Genomic DNA, 21,536 nt, shown 5'->3' with positions numbered 1-21,536 from the left:
GACGGCCCGATGCCCCAGACCCGCGAGCACATCCTGCTGGCCCGTCAGGTCGGCGTGCCGGCCCTGGTGGTGTTCATGAACAAGGTCGACCTGGTCGACGACAAGGAACTGCTCGAGCTGGTCGAGATGGAAATCCGCGAGCTCTTGAGCTCGTACCAGTTCCCGGGCGACGACATTCCGATCACCGCCGGTTCGGCCAAGGCCGCCACCGACGGCGTGAACCCGGAAATCGGCGAGCAGGCCGTGCTGAAGCTGATGGAAACCGTCGACGAATACATCCCGCAGCCGGAACGCCCGATCGATCAGGCCTTCCTGATGCCGGTGGAAGACGTGTTCTCGATCTCGGGCCGCGGCACCGTGGTCACGGGGCGTGTCGAGAAGGGCATCATCAAGGTCGGTGAGGAAGTCGAGATCGTCGGCATCCGTCCGGTCCAGAAGACGACCTGCACGGGCGTGGAAATGTTCCGCAAGCTGCTGGACCAGGGCCAGGCGGGCGACAACGTCGGCGTGCTGCTGCGCGGCACCAAGCGTGAAGACGTCGAGCGCGGCCAGGTGCTGTGCAAGCCCGGCTCCATCACGCCGCACACCAAGTTCCTGGCCGAGGCCTACATCCTGACCAAGGAAGAGGGTGGCCGTCACACGCCGTTCTTCACCAACTACCGTCCGCAGTTCTACTTCCGCACGACGGACGTGACCGGCATCGTGCACCTGAAGGAAGGTGTCGAGATGATCATGCCCGGCGACAACGCCGAGCTGAACGTCGAGCTGATCACGCCCATCGCCATGGACCAGGGCCTGCGCTTCGCCATCCGCGAAGGCGGCCGCACCGTCGGCGCCGGCGTCGTCGCCAAGATCGTCGAGTAGACATCCTTGGTGCGCTAACGCGCGGCTCGCGGAGCCGCGCTGCTTGAGCGCAGTCTGACAATCAGCCCCGCTGGAGCAATCCGGCGGGGCTTTTTGCTGTGTCGCCGTCGCGTGTGACGCGAGATGTCTTGCGCGGAACCGCCTCAGCCGCCTTAACGTTCACCACGGACGTTAAGGATTTGGTAATCATGATGCGAGCGATACGCACCGGCCTGTTCATCGGGATCATCATCGGGATGTCGGCCTGCGCGACGCAGCCGAGCGAAGGCTTCAAGCCGGGCGCGTACGGCACAATTGACGCCGGTCGGAGCAGGTCCTGAGGGCACAAGCCTGGCGTTTGGCAGTAAACCGTGGCGCGGGCGGTGATTTGCCACTATCATGACAGATGCGGACCGCCGACTGTTGCGCCGCGCCGGTTCTGCCCCACTAGATGTTAGCCATCGCCATCGTCGTCGTACTGCTGCTCGTGGTGCTGAACGGCCTGTTCGCCATGACCGAGCTTGCGGTCGTCTCCTCGCGCAAATCCAGACTGCAGAGCCGGGCCGAGCGAGGCGACAAAGGGGCAAGGGCGGCCCTGAAGCTGTCGGAGAATCCGACGCATTTTCTGTCCGCCGTCCAGGTCGGCATCACCGCTATCGGCATTCTGGCCGGTGCCTATGGTCAGGCGACCATAGCGGGTGAGCTGGACCGCATCCTGACGGCCGCCTTTCCGGCGCTGGATGCCTATACCCAGATCTTTTCCACGGCCCTGGTGGTCATCTGCATCACCTATGTGTCGCTGATCGTCGGCGAACTGGTGCCCAAGCGGCTGGCACTGATCTTTCCCGAATCGATCGCGGCCAAGATGGCGGCCCCGATTTCGACCCTGGCCATCGTCCTGCATCCGTTCGTGATGCTGCTGACGGCCTCGACCTCAGGCATTCTCAAGGTCATGGGCGTCAAGGACCGCGACGGGTCCGATGTCACCCAGGAAGAGGTCGAGACCATGATCGCGGAGGGCACGTCCGCCGGTCTGATCGAGCCTGAAGAGCAGGAGATGATCGAGGAGATCCTGCGCCTGGGCGACCGACCGGTGAAGGTCGCCATGACGCCGCGTCACGAGGTGTTCTGGGTCGCGCTGGACGATTCGGACGAGGTACTGCGCGAGGAGGTGCGGACCTGCCCCTATTCGCGAATCGTGGTCGCGCGCGAGAGTGACGTCGATAATCCGCTGGGTGTCGTTCACAAGAAGGACCTGCTGGACAGCCTGCTGGACAACGGCGAGTTCAATATCGAGAAATACGTCCAGGTTCCGGCCTTCATTCCGCAGTCGTCCTCGGTTCTGAAGGCGCTGGAGATCATGAAGGGCTCCAAGGTCCACATGGTGTTTGTCGTCGACGAATACGGCGCCTTCGAAGGCGTGGTGACGGCGACCGACCTGCTGGAAATGATCGCGGGCGACTTCAACGAGGGCCACGACGAACTGCACGCCTATGTGCGCCAGCGTGAGGACGGCAGCTGGCTGGTTGATGGCCGCACCGACCTGGACGAACTGGCGGACACACTGGGTGAAGACTTCGGCGAGAACGAAAGCTTCCACACCGTCGCGGGCCTGATCCTGCACCAGCTGTCGCGCGTGCCAGACGAGGGCGAGGTGCTGCAGGTCGGACGCTTTGAGGTCGAGATCATCGACATGGACGACCGCCGGATCGACAAGCTGATCTTCCGCCAACTGGTCAAGGCCGAGGACGAGGCGCGCGCGGTCGCCGAACACCTGGACGAATAGGGGCGGGGACACCGATAGCCCTTGAAAACCCCGTGCCGGTCGGGCATACGCCCCGGTCTGGCGATCGACACGCGCCGTCGGGGAAACCCACGGCGCGTTGTGTTTTGTCCGGAACCTGAAGGAGTGTAGCTCAGCTGGTAGAGCATCGGTCTCCAAAACCGAGGGTCGTGGGTTCGAGTCCCTCCACTCCTGCCATTTTACCCCTGTCGCCACCGGGTGGGACTTCCCATCTGGTGGGCAGGATCAAGAGTTGAAGAGACGTCAGATGGCCAAGGCCAAGACCCCCAAGGGTCGCCGCACCCCCAATGTCCAGGTCAGCCAGCCCGTGCTGGCCGGTCAGGCCGTGGGTACCGACGCGCCGACGCCGAAGAAGCGGACCTCCATCCCGCAGTTCTTCAGCCAGGTCCGCGCCGAGGGTCGCAAGATCGTCTGGCCATCGCGAAAGGAGACCTGGATCACCTCGGTGATGGTCTTCATCATGGTCCTGATCGCGGCCGTTTTCTTCTGGATCGTCGACTGGGGTCTGGCCAAGATCTCGCTTTTCGTCCTGTCCATCGGCCAATAAGGAGACGCGCCCATGACGGATGCAGCGCCCAAACCCGCCACCAATCCCCGCCACAAGTGGTATATTGTCCAGGCCTATTCGAACTTCGAAAAGAAGGTCGCCCAGCACCTGACCGATCAGGCCAAGCAGCAGGGTCTGGAAGACAACTTCTCCGAAATCCTGGTGCCGACCGAGGACGTCGTCGAGATCCGTCGCGGCCGCAAGGTGAACTCCGAGCGCAAGTTCTTCCCCGGATATGTGCTGGTGCGGATGGAGTTGACGGACGAGGCCTACCACCTGGTCAAGAACACGCCCAAGGTCACGGGCTTTCTGGGTGCCGCAGGCGGCACCAAACCGCTGCCGGTCTCGGAGCGTGAGGTTCAGAACATCATCGGGGCCGTGGAAGAGGGCGTCGAGCGTCCCAAGCCCACCATTCACTTCGACATCGGCGAGACCGTCAAGGTCATCGACGGCCCGTTCGCCAGCTTCGACGGCCAGGTTGAGAGCGTCGACGAGGATGCGGCCCGCCTGCGCGTCGCCGTGTCGATCTTTGGTCGTCCGACGCCGGTCGATCTGGAGTACAGCCAGGTGGAGAAGGTCGCGGCCTGATCGCGCGCCCTCCATTTGCGAATATAGCGGCGGCGACCCTCGGGTCGCCGTTTGCGTTTGGGCCGTCCATCCGCTATAGGCGCGCCTCGCTCTGAACAGGGCGGTGCGGGTTCGCTCGCACAAATCCGTGGGAGGCAGCCATGCCAGACCACGGCTCACCGGTCCTGATTGAGTTCTGGGCCATTACAGGAGAGACCAATGGCCAAGAAGATCCTCGGCTATATCAAGCTGCAGGTGCCGGCCGGCAACGCCACGCCGTCGCCCCCGATCGGCCCGGCACTGGGCCAGCGCGGCGTCAACATCATGGGCTTCGTCAAGGAGTTCAACGCGCGCACCGAAAAGGAAGTGAAGGGCACGCCCCTGCCGACCGTGATCACGGTCTATCAGGACAAGAGCTTCACCTTCGTCACCAAGACCCCGCCCGCGACCCACTACATCAAGCAGGCCGCCGGCATCACTTCGGCGTCGAAGCTGCCGGGCCGCGAAGTGGCCGGCAAGATCAAGCGCAGCCAGCTGCGTGAGATCGCCGAAAAGAAGATGAAGGATCTGAACGCGAACGACCTGGACGCCGCGACCAAGATCATCGAAGGCTCGGCGCGCGCCATGGGCCTCAACGTCGTGGAGGGCTGAGCACATGGCCAAGCAAACCAAGGCTCAAAAGGCCCGCACCGGTCTGACGCAGGAGCTCCTGCCGTTCAATGACGCGATCAAGCTGGTAAAGGACAACGCCAAGGCCAAGTTCGACGAGTCGATCGAGATCGCCGTCAACCTGGGCGTCGATCCCCGTCACGCCGACCAGCAGGTCCGCGGCGTGGTCAACCTGCCGTCGGGCACGGGCCGTGACGTTCGCGTCGCCGTCTTCGCCAAGGACGCCAAGGCTGACGAAGCCCGCGCTGCCGGCGCTGAATACGTCGGTGCCGAGGATCTGTACGAGCAGATCAACGGCGGCCTGATGGATTTCGACCGCGTCATCGCCAGCCCCGACATGATGGCCCTGGTGGGTCGTCTGGGTAAGGTGCTGGGTCCTCGCGGCCTGATGCCCAACCCCAAGGTCGGCACCGTGACCCCGAACGTCGCCCAGGCCGTCAAGGACGCCAAGGGCGGTGCGGTCGAGTTCCGCGTCGAAAAGGCCGGTATCGCCCACGGCGGCATCGGCAAGGCCTCCTTCACCCAGGAAGCCCTGGAAGCCAACGTCAAGGCCTATGTCGAGGCCCTGAACCGCGCCAAGCCGGCCGGTGCCAAGGGCACCTATGTGAAGCGCATCACCCTGTCGTCCACGATGGGACCGGGCTTCAAGGTCGATCCGGCCTCGCTGGCATAATACTGGGCCGCGCTCGTCGGCCTTTCGGGACCTCCCCGACCCGACGCGGCCTGAAACCGGCCTCAAGCAGCAAGCCACCGCGTGGCGAGCGTTAGGCCAACAGAAACGGAGGGCGGCGGTCGCAGGATCGCCGCCCTTTTTCATGCTGGCCAGATCGTCGCGGCTTCCGGGCTTCTGGTGGTCATGCAAGCATGCCCGCATGTCGGGGCCGGATACTTCAGTGGCGAATAGCGAGGCGGAGCCGCGTCCGCCCGTGTTGTCCTACGGCGCGCTGTTTCTGAAGTTCCTGCGGTTCGGCTTTCTGGCCTTCGGCGGCCCGGTGGCGCAGATCGGGATGATCCGGCGCGATCTGGTCGAGCGCGAGGGCTGGATGTCCGGCGATCGGTTCAATCGTTTGCTGGCCGTCATGCAGGCCCTGCCGGGGCCGGAGGCGCACGAGCTGTGCGTGCACATGGGCATGCGGGCGCGGGGGCGGATCGGGGGCGTACTGGCCGGGCTGGGATTCATGCTGCCGGGACTGGTGCTGATGCTTGGCCTGGCCTGGGCCTATTTCCTGATCGACTTCGAGCGACCCTGGATTGCGGGTGCGATGTTGGCCATTCAGGCGGTCGTGATCGGGCTGATCCTAAGGGCCGTGCATCGCATCGGTGCACATGTCTTGGAAGATCGCGGGCTTTGGTTGGTGGCCATTGGGGCGGGCGTGGCGACGCTGGCGGGGGTGAGCTTCTGGATCGCGCTGTCTGCCGCTGGAGCCATCCATGCACTGCGAGCACTTGGCAAGCCATGGCTGGCCGCCCTGTTCGCAGCGGGCGCGACGCTGCTGGCCATAGTTCTGACGGTCACAGGCACCGCGCCGTCCATGCCCGACCTGACGCAGGCCGGAACGGACGTGGCCGGGCCAGGGAATGCCTCGGGATGGCTGATCTTCCTGTCGGGCCTGAAGGCCGGGCTGCTGACCTTCGGTGGTGCCTATACGGCCATCCCTTTCATGCGTCAGGACATGGCGGGCCGGGGCTGGATCAGCGACGGGCAGTTCCTGGACGGGGTGGCGCTGGCCGGTGTCTTGCCCGCGCCCCTGATCATCTTCGCGACCTTCGTCGGCTATGTGGCGGGCGGGTTCGGAGGGGCCATGGCCATGACGGCGGGCGTCTTCCTGCCGGCCTTCGCCTTTTCGCTGATCTTCTACGAGCGGCTGGAGAGCCTGCTGGATGTCAAGGCGATCCGGGCGCTGCTGGACGGGGTGACGGCCGGGGTCGTCGGCCTGATCGCGGCGACCAGTCTGCAACTGGCGGCCGGACTGATGGCCGAGGCCGCCGCTCCGGCTCGGATCGCGGTTCTGGCGGGCGTCGCCGTGCTGGGTCTGGTCGTAGCCTATCGGTGGAAAAGCGGCTGGGCCGTGCCGGTACTGATCGGCCTGGCGGGTCTGATCGGTGCCGCGATGCTGGGGCGCTAGGTCAATTGGCGGTTGCATTGGCCGGGCGAACATCGAAAGGTGAAGGGGTACCTCTGGGGAGCCGTCACCATGCGCAGTCTGATTATCGCCGTCGCGGCCCTGTGCCTTACCGGGCCTGCGGCCTTGGCCCAGGAAGCATCCTCACAGGATCAGCTTGTCGTCGTCGCCGCCCCCGATCCGCGCCTGGCCCTGGCCGACCGCTATCTGGCCCTGACTGTCGATCTGGATGTCGACAAGATGATGCGCGAGCAGATGGAGGAGGGTTTTGCCGGCAGCGAGGCGACAGAGGAACAGCGCGTCTGGATGACCGAGCAGATGACCGCTCTTTATGAGACCGTCATCGACAAGGCGATGCTGGACATGCGCGGTGATGTCGCGGAACTTTATACCCAGCCGGAACTGGAAGCTCTGGTGGCGTTGTATGAAAGCCCGCTTGGCCCGTCGCTGGCCCGCAAGAACATGCAGGCCGGCATGTTGATGCAGGAGGCCATGATGCCTCACCTCCTGACCGGAATGACCGATGTATTCGAGAAATACTGCCTGCGCTTCGACTGCGAGGCGATGGGGGCGGCGGCGGCCAAGCAGAGTGGTGCGGGCCGCTAGGGGTTATCCGTATACGGATGACTTGACGCGCGGGCATGCGCGGGGGACGACAGCCGCATGATCGACCCCCCCATCCGCACCGAACGCGCCGAGCGCCGCCAGGTCGCGGCCCTGTGCTGGCGGCGTGGAGAACAGGGGCTGGAGATACTGCTGGTCACGTCGCGCGAGACCCGGCGCTGGGTCACGCCCAAAGGTGGCCGCATGCCGGGGCTGACGGACGCCCGGGCCGCCGCCGTCGAGGCGCTGGAGGAGGCGGGGGTCGAGGGCAGGATCGCCGATCACCCGATCGGCACCTTCCGCTATCTGAAATGGCTGAGGCGCGGCGAAGGGCGCTGGTGCGTGGTGTCGCTGTTTCCCCTGGAAGTCACCGTCGAGCATGCCACCTGGCAGGAGCAGCATGAGCGCACGCGTCAGTGGATGTCGGCCGAGCAGGCGGCCAGCCGTGTCAACGAAGCCGATCTGGCAGCGCTCATCCTAGCCTTCGCCGGCTGACGACTTGTGCGAACGTCGTCATCGCGAGAGACTGAATGCAAACAGGGGGATGACCATGCGTTTGATGTTTGTGATTGCCGGCGTGGCGCTGGCTGGATCGGTGCTGATGCCTACGATGGTGCAGGCCAGGGTTGGGGCCGTGGTCCAGCAGGCGTCTTCCAGTCAGCCATCGGCCCGGCAGCTGGAACTGACCCGGCAGTACATAAATCTGCTGATGACGGACCAGCTGGAGGGCGCGATCCGCGAGATGGTCGGCGACGAGATGGCGAACGACACCTCGGCACCGGCCCTGCCTGCCGAGGATCGTCGCTTCATCCTGGATCTGACGGCCGAAATGACGACCGATATGGTGCCCCTGATGGTGCAGGAGATGGTGCCCGTCTATGCCGCCGTGTTCACGGAAGAAGAGCTGATGGCCCTGATCGCCTTCTACGACAATCCGCTGGGACGGTCGATCGCGGACAAGTCCATCATCGTCATGCCCGAGGCCAACCGCGCCATCATGTCGGTGGTTCCGCAGATGCTGGAGAAGATGGCCCTGCGGATGTGTCAGCATTACCAGTGCACGCCGGAGGAACTGGAGGAGATGCGGCGCGGAATGCGCGAAGGGTTCGAAACGGGTTCCGGTGAGAGCGTAGCCGCGGCACCCCGCCGCAAGTAGGACGCTGCCGAGGGCGGTCGCCACGGTTGCGCCGTGGCGTCGGCATCCCCACAACGAGGGACATGAACGCACATGTCCCGCCCCCGACCGCCCATGCCGATGCCCCGCTGTGGGATCTCTCCGACCTCTATCCCTCGCGCGAGGACGCCTCGGTCCAGGCCGATCTGGATCGCGCGTCGGAGGTCGTGGGCCGGCTGAACGGGTTCGAGGGCCAGCTCATCGCGGCGCGCGGCGATGCGGCGGTGTTGGGAGAACGTCTGGATCAGGCGATCACCCTGTACGAACAGGCGTCGGACCTGCTGGGCGCGCTGGGGGCCTATGCCTTTCTGTCGGCCTCGACCGATCGCGGCGATGCGGCGGCGCAGGGGTTCGAGGGCACGCTGAGGGAGAAGATCACCGGCATCGTGACACCCACCGTCTGGGTCACGCTGGAGATCAATCAGCTGGAGGAGGACGAGATCGAGGCGGCGCTGACCGCGCATCCGACCGCCGCTCGCTGGACGCCCTGGCTACGTCGCGTGCGGGCGATGAAGCCGCATGAGCTGTCGCAGGAGCTGGAGACCTTCCTGGCCGAGCGCGGGCCGATCAGCGCCCAGTGGCCGCGCCTGTTCGATGAGACCCTGGCGGCGATCCGGGTCCGGGCCGGCAAGGAATCGCTCACGCTGGCCGAGGCCCTGAACCAGCTGTCCGATGCCAAGGCGGCGCGGCGCAAGGCGGCGGCCGAGGGGCTGAGCGAGGCGCTGGGCGCGCGCACCCAGACAATGGCCCTGGTGCTGAATACCGTGGCGGCGGACAAGGCGCTGGAGGACCGCTGGCGCGGGTTCAAACGCCCGGCCGACAGCCGCCACCTGGCCAATGAGGTGGACGGCGAGGCTGTGGATGCCATGGCCGAGGCCGTGGCCGCCGCCTATCCGCGTCTGTCGCACCGCTACTATGCGCTGAAGGCCCGCGCGATGGGGCGGGCGACACTGGACCAGTGGGACCGCAATGCGCCGCTGGAGGAGAAGGTCACGCCGCGCCGATACGGGTGGAGCCAGGGGCGCGATCTGGTGCTGGAGAGCTTTGCCGATCTGGGCGGGGATTTCGCGGATCGGGTCCAGACCTTCTTCGACAAGCCTTGGATCGACGGGCGGGCGCGGCCGGGCAAGCAGTCGGGGGCCTATGCCCACCCGGTGACGGCGGACCGGCACCCCTATGTGTTTCTGAACTGGATGGGCGAGCGGCGTGACGTGCTGACCCTGGCGCATGAGCTGGGGCATGGGGTGCATCAGACGCTGGCGGCGGGGCAGGGGTCCCTGCTGGCCGACACCCCTCTGACGCTGGCCGAGACCGCATCGATCTTCGCCGAGGGGCTGACCTTCGACCGGCTGCTGGCGACCGCGCCCAAGGCCGAGCAGCGCGGCCTGCTGGCCGGGCGGATCGAGGACGGGCTGAATACCGTGGTGCGCCAGATCGCCTTTCACCGTTTCGAGACGCGGTTCCATGACGAGCGGGCCGGCGGCGAGGTGTCGGTCGAGCGGATCGGTGAAATCTGGCTGGAGGAGATGGGGGCGTCGCTGGGCCCCTCCGTGACGTTGAACCCCGGCTATGAGCACTGGTGGAGCTATGTCAGCCACTTCGTCCACTCGCCCTTCTACGTCTATGCCTATGCGTTCGGAGACCTGCTGGTGGCGGCGTTGATGGAGACGCGGGCCAAGGACCCGGGAGCGTTCACGCCCCTGTATCGCGAGCTGCTGGCCGGGGGCGGGACCAAGGGCTATGTCGAGGCACTGAAACCCTTTGGCCTGAACCCGCGCGACCCCGCGTTCTGGACCATCGGAACCCGTCGGCTGGAAGGCCTGATCGATCAGTTCGAACGTCTGGCTTGAGCCTGAGCGCGGGGCCGCTATAAGGCACCCATAATCCGAATGAGTCCTCTGGATATCCCTATGGCCGACCCGCACACCGCCGACGCCCACGACAGCCACGACGCCTATGCGCGCGGCACCCAGGAAATCAGCGAGCAGGTTGCGACGTTCAATCTGTTCCAGGGGCTGACCAAGTGGGGCTCGCTGGCGGTCGCCGCCATCCTGGCCTTCCTGACCGTCTGGTTCATGCCGGGCGGCAGCTTCATGGCCGGCGCGATCGTGTTCGTCGTCCTGCTGGTCGGCGGCGGCTTTTTCCTGCGCTCGCCCAAATCAGCGGCGCACTAGCGCCTAGCCCCCGATTTGTAGATGCGCCGGGCTGTTCAGGCAGTCCGGCTTTTTCGCGCCTGAAGCCTTGAGGGTCTGCGGCCCGACCGGTGATCGATGTCCGGAGACACCGCGCACCGTGAAGGCCGGGCCGCGTCCCGCCTTCTGAAAGCCGGATCAACGTATCAGCGGGCTGGGCCTGCGCCAGACGCAAGCGCACAACTTATGCTGCGACGCAGCATAATATCGACCCGTGTTGCGTCAATGCTTCGGTACGGATGCGCTCAGGCGACGGCGGCCGTGCGGACCGGCACAAGGTGCGGGACGCTGGGAATGGTGCTGACGCTGACGCCCGCTTCGTCCGGAATGGCCAGATAGCCGGCCTTGGCCGCGGCATCGCCCAGGCGACGGCGCGAGGTGAGGACCACCAGGGGAGCGGCAAACAGCAGGGGCAGGACCACCGGGGCGAACCAGACGATCATGTCGGGACGCACCACCAGGCCGGCGCAGAACATCAGGCCGGTCGCCATCTGCCAGCGCATGGACTTGAAGGCGGCGGACCAGCTGACGCCGTCGGTGTCGCGGTCCTGGGTCTGCCAGCCGGCGTCGTGGCCCAGCGCGATCTGGATGATGGCCTTGGTCGAGGCGACCATCATGACCGGGGCGATCAGGGCGGACAGCAGGATTTCCAGCGCCATGCCCTTGACGATCTGGCGGGCCCCGCCGAAGGCGCGGCGTTCGCGCGGGCGGCTGAGGACCAGCAGGGCCCCCATGACCTTGGGCCCGATCAGCAGGACGCCGGACAGCAGGGTCGCCAGCATGAAGGGCGTGAACTGCGGGTTCAGCATGTAACCGAAGGACGCCCAGTCGATCGGATACTGCATCTGGATGATCATTCCGGCGACCAGCGACGCCAGCCACAGGGGCGACGAGAAATAGGCCATGAAGCCCATGACCATCTGGGTGCGGCTCATCAGGCTGAGGCTGCGGGTCTTCAGCAGGCCCAGGTGCTGCATATTGCCCTGGCACCAGCGGTGATCGCGGCGGATGAAGTCCAGCATGGTCGAGGGCGTTTCCTCGCAGCTTCCGTCCAGGGCGGCGGTGACGTGCACGGCCCAGCCGCCACGACGCAGCAGGGCAGCCTCGACCGTATCATGGCTCAGGATCGCGCCGCCGAACGGCTCGCGGCCCGGCAGGACGGGCAGGTGGGCGCAGGACGCAAAGGCTTCGGTGCGCAGGATGGCGTTGTGGCCCCAGTAGCTGGCCTCGGCGCCCGCCCACCAGGCCAGGCCGGCGGCGGCGACGCGGCCGTACAGCCGTACGCTGAACTGCGACACGCGCGCGAACAGGGTCTGGCCCTTGATAATGGTCGGCGTGGTCTGCAGCAGGCCAATGCCCGGATTGCGCTCCATGCAGTCGACCATGCGCAGGATGGTCTCGCCCGCCATGGTGCTGTCGGCGTCGAGCACCAGCATGAAGGGATAGGCCCCGCCGAAACGGTGCGTCCATTCAGCGATGTTGCCGCATTTGCGCTCGATGTTCTTTTCGCGACGGCGATAGAAGACGCGAGAATGGGCGTGGGCCCGGAAGCCCAGATAGGCCTGATGCTCCTGATCGGCGGCTTCGGCCTTGGTCGAATCGCTCAGAACGAAAATGTCGAAGGCCTCGGACACGCCGAGACGGGCCAGGGAGTTGTCGATGACGGCCAGACGCGCGAAGGCGGCGCGGGCGTCTTCGTTATACAGCGGCATCAGCAGCGCCGTGCGCTGCGTCGGCTCCGGCGGATGGGGGCGGAACTTCAGGTCTTCCTGCTCGCGGCCGGTCAGCAGCACCCAGAAGCCGATGGCGGCGCTGGAGAACCAGCAGGCGATGGCGGTGATCAGCACCAGGAACAGGCCCAGGGCCGCGATCTCAAGCGCATCGAAGCCGTGACGGGCGTACAGGGCCACGGGCGCGATGGCGGCCAGGGCGGTGACGATGACGGTCAAAGCCGTCAGGATCAGGCGACGACGACCGATCGAGACGGGCGAGGTGGCGGGCGCAGCGCGTTTGACGAAGGCATCGCGGCTGTCCAGCGACTGGCGCGGCATGGCCATCGGGGCCTCTTCGGGCAGCCACGTCCAGGCCGGCCGCGTGGACTCGGTGTCCAGCGGGGCATTGGCGGCGTCGATCCGTGTCGCAAGCAAAGTCATTCGGTGCGGGCCTTTGATCCTGAAACCGGTCCGGAAACCGGGCGGGATTGCTGCATTGCAGCACGCCGGCAATGTCGATCACTTTCACGCGATTTTCAATCACGGAATGGTGATATTCCCAAAAATTATGGAACCAGACCGCTTTAGGGTGCGAGATCGTCCGGACTGTGGCGATCCGCTTGCACCTTTAGCCGTCGCTCCAGCACGAAGGCGGCGATGCCAACCCAGCCGACCAGGATGATCGCATAGGCGCGCTCCCACAAGCCGACATTGGCCGGATTGACCGTGCCGGGCAGGATCATGTGGTGGGTGAAGACCGTCAGGATGGCCATGGCCACGAAGGTCACGAACAGAAACACCTTCAGTCGCCGCAGATCGACATGGCTCCACAGGCCCCACAGCAGCAGCAGGGGCGCGATCTGGATGCCAAGGCCGAGATTGATCGCCATATGTCGCGGATCGGGCCACGGGTAGAGGCTCGACACCGCCAGCCCGATGCCCGCCAGGATGAAGACCAGCCCCGTCAGCGACGCGACGATCCAGCGCTCGGTCAGGCCGTGGATGGCCAGGCCGAAGCCGACGCCGGCCGCCATGCACATCAGGCCCGCGATGAAGACCCCGCCATTGAAGATCAGGGGCAGGGGGGCCGAAGCCCCGCCCAATTCGCTGAGATACTGGCGCGCGTGATCGAAGCCGGGATAGGTCGCCACGCCGATCAGTACCGCGGTCAGCGCCAGCAGGGGGGCGGCCATGCCGACGATCAGCAGGCTGCGACGACGGGCATAGCGGGGCCGCACGACCGTGTCGGGCAGGGGCTTCAACCCCCACAGCGGTCGGATCAGGGGGACGCGCTTGACGATCTCATAGATCAGCAGGCTGACGCCGAAGGTAATCCCGACCAAGGCCGTCGCCTCCAGCGGGGCGTGCAGGTTGGCGGGCCGGATGAACCAGACGGCCACGACCAGCACGGTCTGATGCGCGAGGTAAAGCGTGAAGGTGGCGTCGACCAGATACCGCAGGACCGGTCCCGAGGCTTGTCGCAGATAACGGCTGCCATAGCCCAGGATGGCCGCGATCACGGCCCACTGGTCGATGCCGAAGACGATGGCGCGCGGAATGCCGAACCAGGTCGCGCCACCGGGATGGGCCGCCTGCACCATCATGACCGGCAAGGCGATCAGGGCGATGAGGGCGGCCGTCCTGCGATGCCGCTCCAGCCCGGCCCATAGCTTTTCGTGCTTTACCATCAGGAAGCCGAACAGAAAGGCCCCCAGCGACAGGAAATGATTGTAGCCGTCCCAGCTCAGCCGGTTGGTGATGCCGAACAGCGGAAACAGGACGATCCGGATGACGATCAGATAGGCCATCGGCACCATCAGCACGCGCCACCCCGCGGTGGCGAGGACCAACCAGCCTTCCAGCCGCTCCATCAGCGCCGGGCTCGTCAGCAGGGCGACGGCCACCAGGCTGTAGACCGCGATATAGACGATGAACCACAGGTGGTTGACCGGCACACCGTTCGACAGGCCCGTCGGCCCGAACTCATGCACCAGCCAGTCGATGAAGGTGCCGTCAAAGCCACCCTTGTCGATGGCCTCGATCCACGACTGGATGGGCACCAGCAACAGGGTGCCGAAGATCAGCGGCGGGAGCAGCCGCTCGGCCCGGTCCCTCAGCGTGCGGCCCGGCGTGCGTCGCGTCGCCATCAGCCTGAGCGCCGCGCCGGAGACGAGGAACAGCAGCGTCAGCCGCCAGGGGTTGGTGATCAACACCGCCTCGTGCAGCCAGTCGAAGGTATGGGCGCTGTGGACGTGCCAGTCGTAGGGCGCATAGACCAGTGTGACATGATACAGGATGAGCAGGCCGAACGCCGCCACCCGGATCCAGTCCAGGTCGTTTCGACGCGTGCTGAGGGCGGGGGTCTGGCTCACGCGGCGTCTATGGTCGAGCGGGTGGTTTCTGTCCATGCGACAACGCTTTGACGCGCCGCGCCGGAACGGCCTAACGTCGGTTCAACAAGACTGGACGGAGGGATTCGCGTGGGCCTGACCATCGCCGTGACCCGCGAGCGCCGCGAAGGCGAAACGCGCTGTGCCGTCACCCCTGACACGGTCAAGGCCCTGATCAAGCTGGGCGCGGTCGTGACGGTCGAGGCGGGGACGGGGGCAGGCTCCTACATCCCGGACGCCGACTATGCCGCCGCGGGCGCGACCGTCGCCGCCGACACGCGCAGCACGCTGGAGGGGGCGGACATCGTCCTGAAGGTGCGCGGCCCGACGGCTCAGGAGACCAGCGCCCTGAAACCCGGCGCGATCGTCTTGGCCATGCTGGATGCCTATCGCGAAAAGGAAACGGTCCAGGCGCTGTCTGGTGCCAATGTCACCGCCTTCGCCATGGAGTTCGTGCCCCGCATCACTCGCGCCCAGGTCATGGACGTGCTGTCGTCCCAGGCCAATCTGGCGGGCTATCGCGCCGTGATCGAGGCGGCCGCTGCCTATGGCAAGGGCTTCCCCATGATGATGACGGCGGCGGGCACCGTGGCGCCTGCCAAGGTCTTTGTCATGGGCGTGGGGGTTGCGGGCTTGCAGGCCATCGCGACCGCCCGCCGGCTGGGCGCGGTCGTCAGCGCCACGGATGTGCGCCCCGCCACCAAGGAACAGGTCGAGAGCCTGGGTGCCAAATTCCTCGCTGTCGAGGACGACGAGTTCAAGAACGCCCAGACCGCCGGCGGCTATGCCAAGCCCATGTCGCCGGAATATCAGGCCAAACAGGCGGTCCTGACCGGCGAACACATCAGAAAGCAGGACATCGTCATCACCACGGCCCTGATCCCAGGCCGCGCCGCGCCCGTGCTGATCACCGCCGATCAGGTGGCGACGATGAAGCCGGGCTCGGTCATCGTCGACCTGGCCATCGAGAACGGCGGCAATGTCGAGGGTGGCCGGCTGAACGAGGTCGTCACCACCCCGAACGGCGTCCAGATCGTCGGCCATGCCAACCTGCCGGGCCGTATCGCGGCCGACGCCTCCGCCCTCTATGCCCGCAACCTGTCGGCCTTTGTCGGCCTGCTGATCAGGGACGGGGTCCTGGCGTTGGATCTGGAGGATGAGATCCTAAAGGCGGCGGTCGTCACCCATGGCGGGGCCGTGGTGCATGAAGGAGTGAGGGGCTAATGGAACACGTCGATCCCACCATCTTCCGCCTGGCCATCTTCGTGCTGGCGATCTTCGTCGGCTACTATGTCGTCTGGTCGGTGACGCCGGCGCTGCATACGCCGCTGATGGCCGTGACTAATGCCATTTCCAGTGTGATCGTTGTCGGCGGCCTGATCGCAGCGGCGGCGCTGAGTGGTGACGCGGGCCCCAACGGCTGGATCGCCAAGGCGGCCGGCGTCGCGGCGGTGACCCTGGCCAGTGTCAACATCTTCGGCGGCTTCATGGTCACGCGACGGATGCTGGCCATGTACCGCAAGAAGGAAAAGCCCAAGGTCGAGGTGAAGTCCGCGTGACGACCGACATCGTCCCCTTCGCGGTCGGCGCGTCCTGGGTCGCATCGGCGATCGGGGTGGCTTTGTGGCTGTGGAGCTGGTTCGGCGCGCGCGACGCCATCGCCAAGGTCCGGTTCCTGGACTGCGGCATGGTGCTGCTGTTCTCGTCGGTCCTGCTGCGCATCGTGGCGCAGGACAAGCCGATGGGGGTGTTCGACTGGGCGATGGTGCTGCTGGGGCCGCTGTTCATCGCGGCGGGGCTGTGGCGACTGGGTCGGACGGCCTGTCCGCCGCCGGGTCGTTGAGAGACGTGAGGGGAAACTGAGCGCATGAACGCATCGCTGGCCGCACTGGCCTATCTGGTCGCCGGGGTCCTGTTCATCCTGTCCTTGCGCGGGCTGTCCAGTCCCGAGACCAGCCGTCAGGGCAATACCTTCGGCATGGTGGGCATGGCCCTGGCCGTCGGCGTGACCCTTCTGACCCTGTGGTGGACGCATACGCTGGATCCGCTGACGCTGGCCCTGATCGCGGGCGGGGTCATCGTGGGCGGCGGGGCAGGGGCCTTCATCGCCGCCAAGGTCAAGATGACCGACATGCCGCAACTGGTGGCCGCCTTCCACAGCCTGGTCGGTCTGGCCGCCTGTCTGGTCGCGGTCGGGGCCGTCTATGCGCCCGAAAGCTTTGGCATCGCGACCGAGGCGGGGGGCATCAAGACCCTGTCGATCATCGAACTGTCACTGGGCGTCGCCATCGGGGCCATCACCTTCACCGGCTCGGTCATCGCCTTCGCCAAGCTGGACGGACGGATGAGCGGGGCACCGATCATCCTGCCGGCGCGGCACCTGATCAACATCGGCCTGGCGCTGGCGCTGGTCTTCCTGATCGGCATCCTGATTGGCACGGGCGGGACGGCGGTGTGGGCCTTCTGGGGCGTGTTCCTGATCGCCCTGATCCTGGGCGCGACCCTGATCATCCCCATCGGCGGGGCGGACATGCCGGTGGTGGTGTCCATGCTCAACTCCTATTCCGGCTGGGCGGCGGCGGCCCTGGGCTTCACGCTTGAGAACATCGCCCTGATCATCACCGGGGCCCTGGTCGGTTCGTCAGGCGCGATCCTGAGCTACATCATGTGCAAGGGCATGAACCGCAGCTTCATCAGCGTCATCCTGGGCGGCTTCGGCGGCGAGACGGCGGGAGCGGGCGGCGGCGCGGTCGAAACCCGTCCCGTCAAACAGGGCAGCGCCGAGGACGCCGCCTTCATCATGAAGAACGCTTCCAAGGTCATCATCGTCCCCGGCTACGGCATGGCCGTGGCCCAGGCCCAGCATGCGCTGCGCGAAATGGCCGACAAGCTGAAGGAGGAGGGGGTCGAGGTGAAATACGCCATCCACCCCGTCGCCGGCCGCATGCCCGGCCATATGAACGTCCTGCTGGCCGAGGCCAACGTCCCCTATGACGAGGTGTTCGAGCTGGAGGACATCAACGCCGAGTTTGCCACTGCAGACGTCGCCTTCGTCATCGGCGCCAACGACGTCACCAACCCGGCCGCCAAGACCGACCCCACCAGCGCCATCTACGGCATGCCCATCCTGGACGTCGAAAAGGCCGGCACCGTCCTGTTCATCAAGCGCGGCATGGGCAGTGGCTATGCGGGCGTCGAGAACGAACTCTTCTTCCGCGACAACACCATGATGCTGTTCGCCGACGCCAAGAAGATGGTCGAGGGGATCGTGAAGGGGCTGTGAGGTGAAACGGATGCGTCAGAAGGTCTGCGCTGTTGTCGCGCTGGGGCTGACGCCTGCGGCCTGTTCGGCCTATCAGCACATCACGGTGGTCGGTGGACTGGAACAGCCGTCGGTCATCATGAGCGAGTCAGCGAATTCGGACCGCCCGGTGCGCGTCTGCGTCGATTATCTGACGGTTTTCGAGCCTGGACGTGGCAATGGCCTGGACGGTGCCGTCTGGCGGGTTCGTTCTGCGAGTGATCGATGCGTCATCTTGGGGTCCATCACCTACGGCCAGACGCCTGAGGGCTTTGTCGTGGATACGCCTCCTCAGCCGCTGCGGGCGGACACCGTCTATGAGATCAGCGGACATGGCTGGACCGGCGGATGGATGCCTCGCGTACCGTGGATAGGTGCCGACCGGGTCCGTTACCGCGACGGGGCCTGGCGGTCTGTGTCCAACTGAGTTCCACGCGTTTATGGCCTGCGAGGCGTCCATGACCACCGAAGCCAAGACCAAGCCCACCGATGCCGCCGTCGACGCGTTCATCGAAGCCGTAGACCATCCGGGGCGCCGCGAGGATGCACGTGCAGCGCTCGCGCTGCTGAGCGAGGTCACCGGCGAGCCGCCTGTGATGTGGGGGCCGTCGATCATCGGCTTCGGCCGCTATCATTACCGGTACGAATCCGGCCGGGAGGGCGATGCGCCGCTGGTCGGGTTCTCGCCGCGCAAGGCCAACACCGTCTTCTACATGGCCGCCTATGACGGCGCGGGGGGACTTTCTGAACCGGTTGGGCAAGCACAAGTCCGGTCAGTCGTGCGTCTACGTCAATCGCCTGTCGGACATCGATCTGGACGTCCTGCGTGAGATGGCGGTCTGGTCCGTCAGGGCCTTGCGTGAGCGATATCCGTCCGAAGGCTGAAGGCCCTATCGCGCATGCATGCGCGGCGCTATCACGCGCCCGTGAACACTGCCGCCGCCATATCCGTCACCCAGCATCGCCGTTTCGAGGCGCTGGACTCCCTGCGCGGGGTCTGTGCAATCCTGGTGGTGATGTTCCACATGCCGGTGGCCAGTCACTGGCGGGACTGGGGGCTGGTCCAGCATGGCTATCTGTTCGTCGACTATTTCTTCGTCCTGTCGGGCTTCGTCATTGCCCATGCCTATGCCGAGCGGCTGAGGACGCCGCGCGACGCCGGGCGGTTTATGGTGCGCCGTCTGGGGCGGGTCTGGCCGCTGCATGTGCTGATGCTAGCGGCCTTCGTGGGACTGGAACTGGCACGGCTGTGGTTCGACATCGACGGCGTCACGCCCTTCACGCGCGATCGGTCGGTGGAGGCGATCTTCACCAATCTGCTGCTGATCCAGGCGTTCAATATCCACCCCTATCTGACCTGGAACGGGCCGTCGTGGACGCTGAGTGTGGAGGTGGGTTGCTATGTCGTGTTTGCCGCCCTGCTACTGGTTGCCCCGCGTCGCTGGCGGTGGATCGGGGTAGTGCTGGCGGTGATCGGGGCCGTGATGGTGCTACTGTTCGCGCGGCGCTGGATGAACACCACCTATGATCTGGCCTTTCCGCGCGCGGTCTACGGCTTCTTTCTGGGCTGCATGCTGCAGGGGATGTGGCTGCGTATTCCACGCTTGAGGGGTAGCGTGGCGACCGTGCTGGAGATCGCGGTCCTGCTGCTGATCGGCCTGTTCATCGCCTGGGCGACCGGGCCGGTGACCGTGGCGGTGACCCTGATGTTCGTCGTTGGTGTCTGGGTCTTTGCGGGGGAAAAGGGGGCGGTGTCGCGTCTGCTGGACACCCGGCCCTTGGTGACTCTGGGGCGGTGGTCCTTCTCGATCTACATGGTCCACATGTTCGTGATCACCGTCGTGTTGATCGTGGCGCGAAAGCTGGACTGGATGCCGAATGGACGGCGCATCGACTTCGGTTCGGTCTGGCTGAACGACTTTTTCGCCGTGGGCCTGTTCGTCGGTATCGTCGGACTGGCATTGCTGGCGCACCGGTTCGTCGAAATCCCGGCCCAGCGCTGGATCGACCGCAGGACCAAGCCGTCGTCAGCCCGCTAGACCTTGCCGCCACGCGCTCCCTAGCGCCCTGCGATCAAACACTGCCAGCCAGATCATGGCGGCCAGACCGGCCAGAACCCTCAACGACCATGTGACGACCACGATGGCCAATTGCAGCAGGATGATCGCGGCCTGCAATGCCAGCGTGCCGAAGTAGACGACGAAGATGAATCCGCCAACGGCCCAGAGCGCAAAGGCCATTACGCCGCCATGCGGAAGTCTTCGGACGGGTCGAAGGCGGGGCGGGCCTCGTCCCAGAGGGCGTCCTCGTCTGCATAGCGGGCCGACAGACGGGCATCGATGACGTCGATCACCTGCTCTTCCAGACGGTCCCAGACGACGGCCAGTGCGCCCAGACCGTCCCCTTCGCAGGGCACGATCAGATAGCGGGACGACGAGACTGCGGAGGCGGGGGCGAAGCGGCTGGCAATGCGGGTCATGAGGTCAACTCCGGGGACGCGGGACTGCGTTGAGACTGACCATGAGACAGTGTTGCGTCAGAAACGGTCGTATGTCAGAAAAAAATCATGAGACACGAGAAGGCCGGCATGATGATCGACCTGGCGCGCCGCATGGCCGCCAGTGCGGAGGGGCTGACCCTCGATGACATCGTGCGCGAGATGGGCGTCGGGCGCCGTACCGCCGAGAGAATGCGCGACGCCATACTGGACCTGTACCCTCAGACGGAAGAGGTGTCGGACTGGCCGCACAAACGCTGGCGCATCCGCGGCGGGCTGTCAGCCTTCGAACAGGCCCCGACGGCCGAGGAGCTGGTCGAACTGACGCGGGCGGCGCAGGGCCTGCGCGCCACGGGAGAGCCGGGACGGGCCCAGGCGCTGGAAAGTCTGGAGCGCAAGCTGAAGTCGGCCATCCGCTCCACCACCCTGAACCGTCTGGCTCCCGATCTGGAGGCGCTGGTTCGGGCCGAGACCCTGGCGGTGCAGGCGGGGCCACGCGCCTCGGCCGACGAGGCCGTGCTGGCCGAGGTGCGTCAGGCGGTGCTGGCGGGCCAGCCGCTGGGCTTCATCTACAGCCGCCCGGGGGCCGAGGCACGCCGCCGCGTCATGACCCCCTGTGGCCTGATGTTCGGGCGGGCGAATTATCTTGTCGCCGCCGAGCCGGACAGCGGCACGATCAAGACCTTTCGCCTGGACCGGATGAGCGCGGTCAAGGCCGAGCCGGGCGTCGCGGTCCCGCCCGCCGATTTCGACCTTCAGGTCTTTGCGGGCCAGTCGTTCGGCATCTATCAGGACGCGATCGAGGATGTAGTGCTGAAGATCACGCCCGAAGGGGCCGCCGAGGCGCGCGTCTGGCGTTGGCATCCGACCCAGTCGCTGGAGGACCAGCCGGACGGTGGTGTCATCGTCCGGTTCCGCGCATCGGGCATGCGCGAACTAGCCTGGCACCTGTTCAGCTGGGGCCAGCAGGTCCGCATCTTGGCCCCGGAGCGGCTGAAGACGGTGATGGCCGACGAACTGGTGGCGGCTCAGGCTGCCCTCGATCAGTCGCAGACGTGAACCGGATTTAAGGCGACGACGCGCGCGCGATCTCGCTAACGTCGAGACTCGAAAC

Annotated in this window: 24 protein-coding genes and 1 tRNA gene; 21 read left to right on the top strand and 4 right to left on the bottom strand. The window is 65.9% G+C overall.

What is annotated here, in order from left to right; genetic code table 11:
• The 13 genes from ACE3TH_RS12395 to ACE3TH_RS12335 all read left to right on the top strand — a co-directional run.
• Positions 1 to 864: elongation factor Tu (locus ACE3TH_RS12395; protein WP_374600068.1), on the top strand; the 864-nt coding region annotated here is incomplete at its 5' end.
• A gap of 430 nt (positions 865 to 1,294) precedes the next feature.
• Positions 1,295 to 2,629: a hemolysin family protein gene (locus ACE3TH_RS12390; protein ID WP_374600066.1), complete on the top strand. Its 1,335-nt coding sequence runs from the start codon at positions 1,295 to 1,297 to the stop codon at positions 2,627 to 2,629.
• A 119-nt stretch (positions 2,630 to 2,748) separates the two neighbouring features.
• Positions 2,749 to 2,824 (top strand) — tRNA-Trp (locus ACE3TH_RS12385).
• Between the two features lie 70 nt (positions 2,825 to 2,894).
• A complete protein-coding gene (gene secE, locus ACE3TH_RS12380) occupies positions 2,895 to 3,194 on the top strand; it encodes a preprotein translocase subunit SecE (RefSeq protein WP_374600064.1) in 300 nt (99 codons plus the stop codon).
• Positions 3,195 to 3,206: 12 nt separating this feature from the next.
• Complete coding sequence (gene nusG, locus ACE3TH_RS12375) at positions 3,207 to 3,782, top strand: transcription termination/antitermination protein NusG (RefSeq protein WP_374600062.1); 576 nt, start codon at positions 3,207 to 3,209, stop codon at positions 3,780 to 3,782.
• Positions 3,783 to 3,980: 198 nt separating this feature from the next.
• Complete coding sequence (gene rplK, locus ACE3TH_RS12370; RefSeq protein WP_292172344.1) at positions 3,981 to 4,412, top strand: 50S ribosomal protein L11; 432 nt, start codon at positions 3,981 to 3,983, stop codon at positions 4,410 to 4,412.
• Positions 4,413 to 4,416: 4 nt separating this feature from the next.
• Positions 4,417 to 5,103 (top strand): 50S ribosomal protein L1, encoded by a 687-nt coding sequence (gene rplA, locus ACE3TH_RS12365; RefSeq protein ID WP_374600060.1) that lies wholly within the window; start codon positions 4,417 to 4,419, stop codon positions 5,101 to 5,103.
• Between the two features lie 220 nt (positions 5,104 to 5,323).
• Complete coding sequence (chrA, locus tag ACE3TH_RS12360) at positions 5,324 to 6,556, top strand: chromate efflux transporter (protein ID WP_374600058.1); 1,233 nt, start codon at positions 5,324 to 5,326, stop codon at positions 6,554 to 6,556.
• A gap of 69 nt (positions 6,557 to 6,625) precedes the next feature.
• Entirely contained in the window at positions 6,626 to 7,159 is a 534-nt protein-coding gene (locus ACE3TH_RS12355; RefSeq protein ID WP_292172352.1) for a DUF2059 domain-containing protein, read from the top strand.
• A gap of 57 nt (positions 7,160 to 7,216) precedes the next feature.
• Positions 7,217 to 7,651: an NUDIX hydrolase gene (locus tag ACE3TH_RS12350; protein ID WP_292172355.1), complete on the top strand. Its 435-nt coding sequence runs from the start codon at positions 7,217 to 7,219 to the stop codon at positions 7,649 to 7,651.
• A gap of 55 nt (positions 7,652 to 7,706) precedes the next feature.
• A complete protein-coding gene (locus ACE3TH_RS12345; protein ID WP_374600055.1) occupies positions 7,707 to 8,312 on the top strand; it encodes a DUF2059 domain-containing protein in 606 nt (201 codons plus the stop codon).
• 62 nt (positions 8,313 to 8,374) lie between these two features.
• Positions 8,375 to 10,180, top strand: coding sequence for a M3 family oligoendopeptidase (locus tag ACE3TH_RS12340; RefSeq protein ID WP_374600053.1), 1,806 nt, complete (start codon positions 8,375 to 8,377; stop codon positions 10,178 to 10,180).
• Positions 10,181 to 10,240: 60 nt separating this feature from the next.
• Positions 10,241 to 10,504: an aa3-type cytochrome c oxidase subunit IV gene (locus ACE3TH_RS12335; protein ID WP_296167083.1), complete on the top strand. Its 264-nt coding sequence runs from the start codon at positions 10,241 to 10,243 to the stop codon at positions 10,502 to 10,504.
• A gap of 263 nt (positions 10,505 to 10,767) precedes the next feature.
• On the opposite strand, the gene mdoH is transcribed toward ACE3TH_RS12335, so the two are convergent.
• Positions 10,768 to 12,675 (bottom strand): glucans biosynthesis glucosyltransferase MdoH, encoded by a 1,908-nt coding sequence (gene mdoH / locus ACE3TH_RS12330; protein WP_374600051.1) that lies wholly within the window; start codon positions 12,673 to 12,675, stop codon positions 10,768 to 10,770.
• Positions 12,676 to 12,818: 143 nt separating this feature from the next.
• Positions 12,819 to 14,606 carry an acyltransferase family protein gene (locus ACE3TH_RS12325; RefSeq protein ID WP_374600049.1) on the bottom strand — a complete coding sequence of 596 codons (1,788 nt, stop codon included), beginning with the start codon at positions 14,604 to 14,606 and terminating at the stop codon, positions 12,819 to 12,821.
• Positions 14,607 to 14,714: 108 nt separating this feature from the next.
• On the opposite strand from ACE3TH_RS12325, the gene ACE3TH_RS12320 reads away from it, so the two are divergent.
• From ACE3TH_RS12320 to ACE3TH_RS12290, 7 genes are all read left to right on the top strand, one after another.
• Positions 14,715 to 15,848, top strand: coding sequence for a Re/Si-specific NAD(P)(+) transhydrogenase subunit alpha (locus tag ACE3TH_RS12320; RefSeq protein ID WP_374600047.1), 1,134 nt, complete (start codon positions 14,715 to 14,717; stop codon positions 15,846 to 15,848).
• Entirely contained in the window at positions 15,848 to 16,183 is a 336-nt protein-coding gene (locus ACE3TH_RS12315; RefSeq protein ID WP_374600045.1) for an NAD(P) transhydrogenase subunit alpha, read from the top strand. The genes ACE3TH_RS12320 and ACE3TH_RS12315 overlap by 1 nt, the downstream gene beginning before the upstream one ends.
• Positions 16,180 to 16,467, top strand: coding sequence for a hypothetical protein (locus ACE3TH_RS12310; protein ID WP_373255571.1), 288 nt, complete (start codon positions 16,180 to 16,182; stop codon positions 16,465 to 16,467). The genes ACE3TH_RS12315 and ACE3TH_RS12310 overlap by 4 nt, the downstream gene beginning before the upstream one ends.
• A 24-nt stretch (positions 16,468 to 16,491) precedes the next feature.
• Complete coding sequence (locus ACE3TH_RS12305; RefSeq protein WP_374600043.1) at positions 16,492 to 17,907, top strand: NAD(P)(+) transhydrogenase (Re/Si-specific) subunit beta; 1,416 nt, start codon at positions 16,492 to 16,494, stop codon at positions 17,905 to 17,907.
• Between the two features lie 10 nt (positions 17,908 to 17,917).
• Positions 17,918 to 18,352 carry a hypothetical protein gene (locus tag ACE3TH_RS12300; protein WP_374600042.1) on the top strand — a complete coding sequence of 145 codons (435 nt, stop codon included), beginning with the start codon at positions 17,918 to 17,920 and terminating at the stop codon, positions 18,350 to 18,352.
• 31 nt (positions 18,353 to 18,383) lie between these two features.
• Complete coding sequence (locus ACE3TH_RS12295) at positions 18,384 to 18,755, top strand: hypothetical protein (RefSeq protein ID WP_374600040.1); 372 nt, start codon at positions 18,384 to 18,386, stop codon at positions 18,753 to 18,755.
• 96 nt (positions 18,756 to 18,851) lie between these two features.
• Positions 18,852 to 19,964, top strand: a complete 1,113-nt coding sequence (locus tag ACE3TH_RS12290) for an acyltransferase family protein (RefSeq protein WP_374600038.1) — start codon at positions 18,852 to 18,854, stop codon at positions 19,962 to 19,964.
• Here the strand turns inward: ACE3TH_RS12290 and ACE3TH_RS12285 are convergent.
• Positions 19,953 to 20,165, bottom strand: a complete 213-nt coding sequence (locus ACE3TH_RS12285) for a hypothetical protein (RefSeq protein WP_374600036.1) — start codon at positions 20,163 to 20,165, stop codon at positions 19,953 to 19,955. The two genes, ACE3TH_RS12290 and ACE3TH_RS12285, sit on opposite strands and share 12 nt — an antisense overlap.
• The gene (locus ACE3TH_RS12280; RefSeq protein WP_292175443.1) at positions 20,165 to 20,404 is read right to left on the bottom strand and encodes a hypothetical protein; all 240 of its coding nucleotides are present in this window, start codon (positions 20,402 to 20,404) and stop codon (positions 20,165 to 20,167) included. The genes ACE3TH_RS12285 and ACE3TH_RS12280 overlap by 1 nt, the downstream gene beginning before the upstream one ends.
• Positions 20,405 to 20,491: 87 nt before the next feature.
• Between ACE3TH_RS12280 and ACE3TH_RS12275 the strand changes: the two genes are divergently transcribed.
• Positions 20,492 to 21,481, top strand: a complete 990-nt coding sequence (locus ACE3TH_RS12275; protein ID WP_374600034.1) for a helix-turn-helix transcriptional regulator — start codon at positions 20,492 to 20,494, stop codon at positions 21,479 to 21,481.
• The last annotated feature ends 55 nt before the right edge of the window (positions 21,482 to 21,536 follow it).

It is taken from the genome of Brevundimonas sp., from assembly GCF_041919755.1.
Classification (GTDB): domain Bacteria; phylum Pseudomonadota; class Alphaproteobacteria; order Caulobacterales; family Caulobacteraceae; genus Brevundimonas.
The sequence above is the reverse complement of the archived record's forward strand: the minus strand, read 5'-3'. Positions and strand labels throughout refer to the sequence as shown.

Bases quoted from the DNA above. Each gene is read 5' to 3' on its own strand.
- ACE3TH_RS12390 (WP_374600066.1), top strand. From the start codon at position 1,295: ATGTTAGCCATCGCCATCGTCGTCGTACTGCTGCTCGTGGTGCTGAAC.
- secE (WP_374600064.1), top strand. From the start codon at position 2,895: ATGGCCAAGGCCAAGACCCCCAAGGGTCGCCGCACCCCCAATGTCCAG.
- nusG (WP_374600062.1), top strand. From the start codon at position 3,207: ATGACGGATGCAGCGCCCAAACCCGCCACCAATCCCCGCCACAAGTGG.
- rplK (WP_292172344.1), top strand. From the start codon at position 3,981: ATGGCCAAGAAGATCCTCGGCTATATCAAGCTGCAGGTGCCGGCCGGC.
- rplA (WP_374600060.1), top strand. From the start codon at position 4,417: ATGGCCAAGCAAACCAAGGCTCAAAAGGCCCGCACCGGTCTGACGCAG.
- ACE3TH_RS12355 (WP_292172352.1), top strand. From the start codon at position 6,626: ATGCGCAGTCTGATTATCGCCGTCGCGGCCCTGTGCCTTACCGGGCCT.
- ACE3TH_RS12350 (WP_292172355.1), top strand. From the start codon at position 7,217: ATGATCGACCCCCCCATCCGCACCGAACGCGCCGAGCGCCGCCAGGTC.
- ACE3TH_RS12345 (WP_374600055.1), top strand. From the start codon at position 7,707: ATGCGTTTGATGTTTGTGATTGCCGGCGTGGCGCTGGCTGGATCGGTG.
- ACE3TH_RS12340 (WP_374600053.1), top strand. From the start codon at position 8,375: ATGAACGCACATGTCCCGCCCCCGACCGCCCATGCCGATGCCCCGCTG.
- ACE3TH_RS12335 (WP_296167083.1), top strand. From the start codon at position 10,241: ATGGCCGACCCGCACACCGCCGACGCCCACGACAGCCACGACGCCTAT.
- mdoH (WP_374600051.1), bottom strand. From the start codon at position 12,675: ATGACTTTGCTTGCGACACGGATCGACGCCGCCAATGCCCCGCTGGAC.
- ACE3TH_RS12315 (WP_374600045.1), top strand. From the start codon at position 15,848: ATGGAACACGTCGATCCCACCATCTTCCGCCTGGCCATCTTCGTGCTG.
- ACE3TH_RS12305 (WP_374600043.1), top strand. From the start codon at position 16,492: ATGAACGCATCGCTGGCCGCACTGGCCTATCTGGTCGCCGGGGTCCTG.
- ACE3TH_RS12300 (WP_374600042.1), top strand. From the start codon at position 17,918: ATGCGTCAGAAGGTCTGCGCTGTTGTCGCGCTGGGGCTGACGCCTGCG.
- ACE3TH_RS12295 (WP_374600040.1), top strand. From the start codon at position 18,384: ATGACCACCGAAGCCAAGACCAAGCCCACCGATGCCGCCGTCGACGCG.
- ACE3TH_RS12285 (WP_374600036.1), bottom strand. From the start codon at position 20,165: ATGGCCTTTGCGCTCTGGGCCGTTGGCGGATTCATCTTCGTCGTCTAC.
- ACE3TH_RS12280 (WP_292175443.1), bottom strand. From the start codon at position 20,404: ATGACCCGCATTGCCAGCCGCTTCGCCCCCGCCTCCGCAGTCTCGTCG.
- ACE3TH_RS12275 (WP_374600034.1), top strand. From the start codon at position 20,492: ATGAGACACGAGAAGGCCGGCATGATGATCGACCTGGCGCGCCGCATG.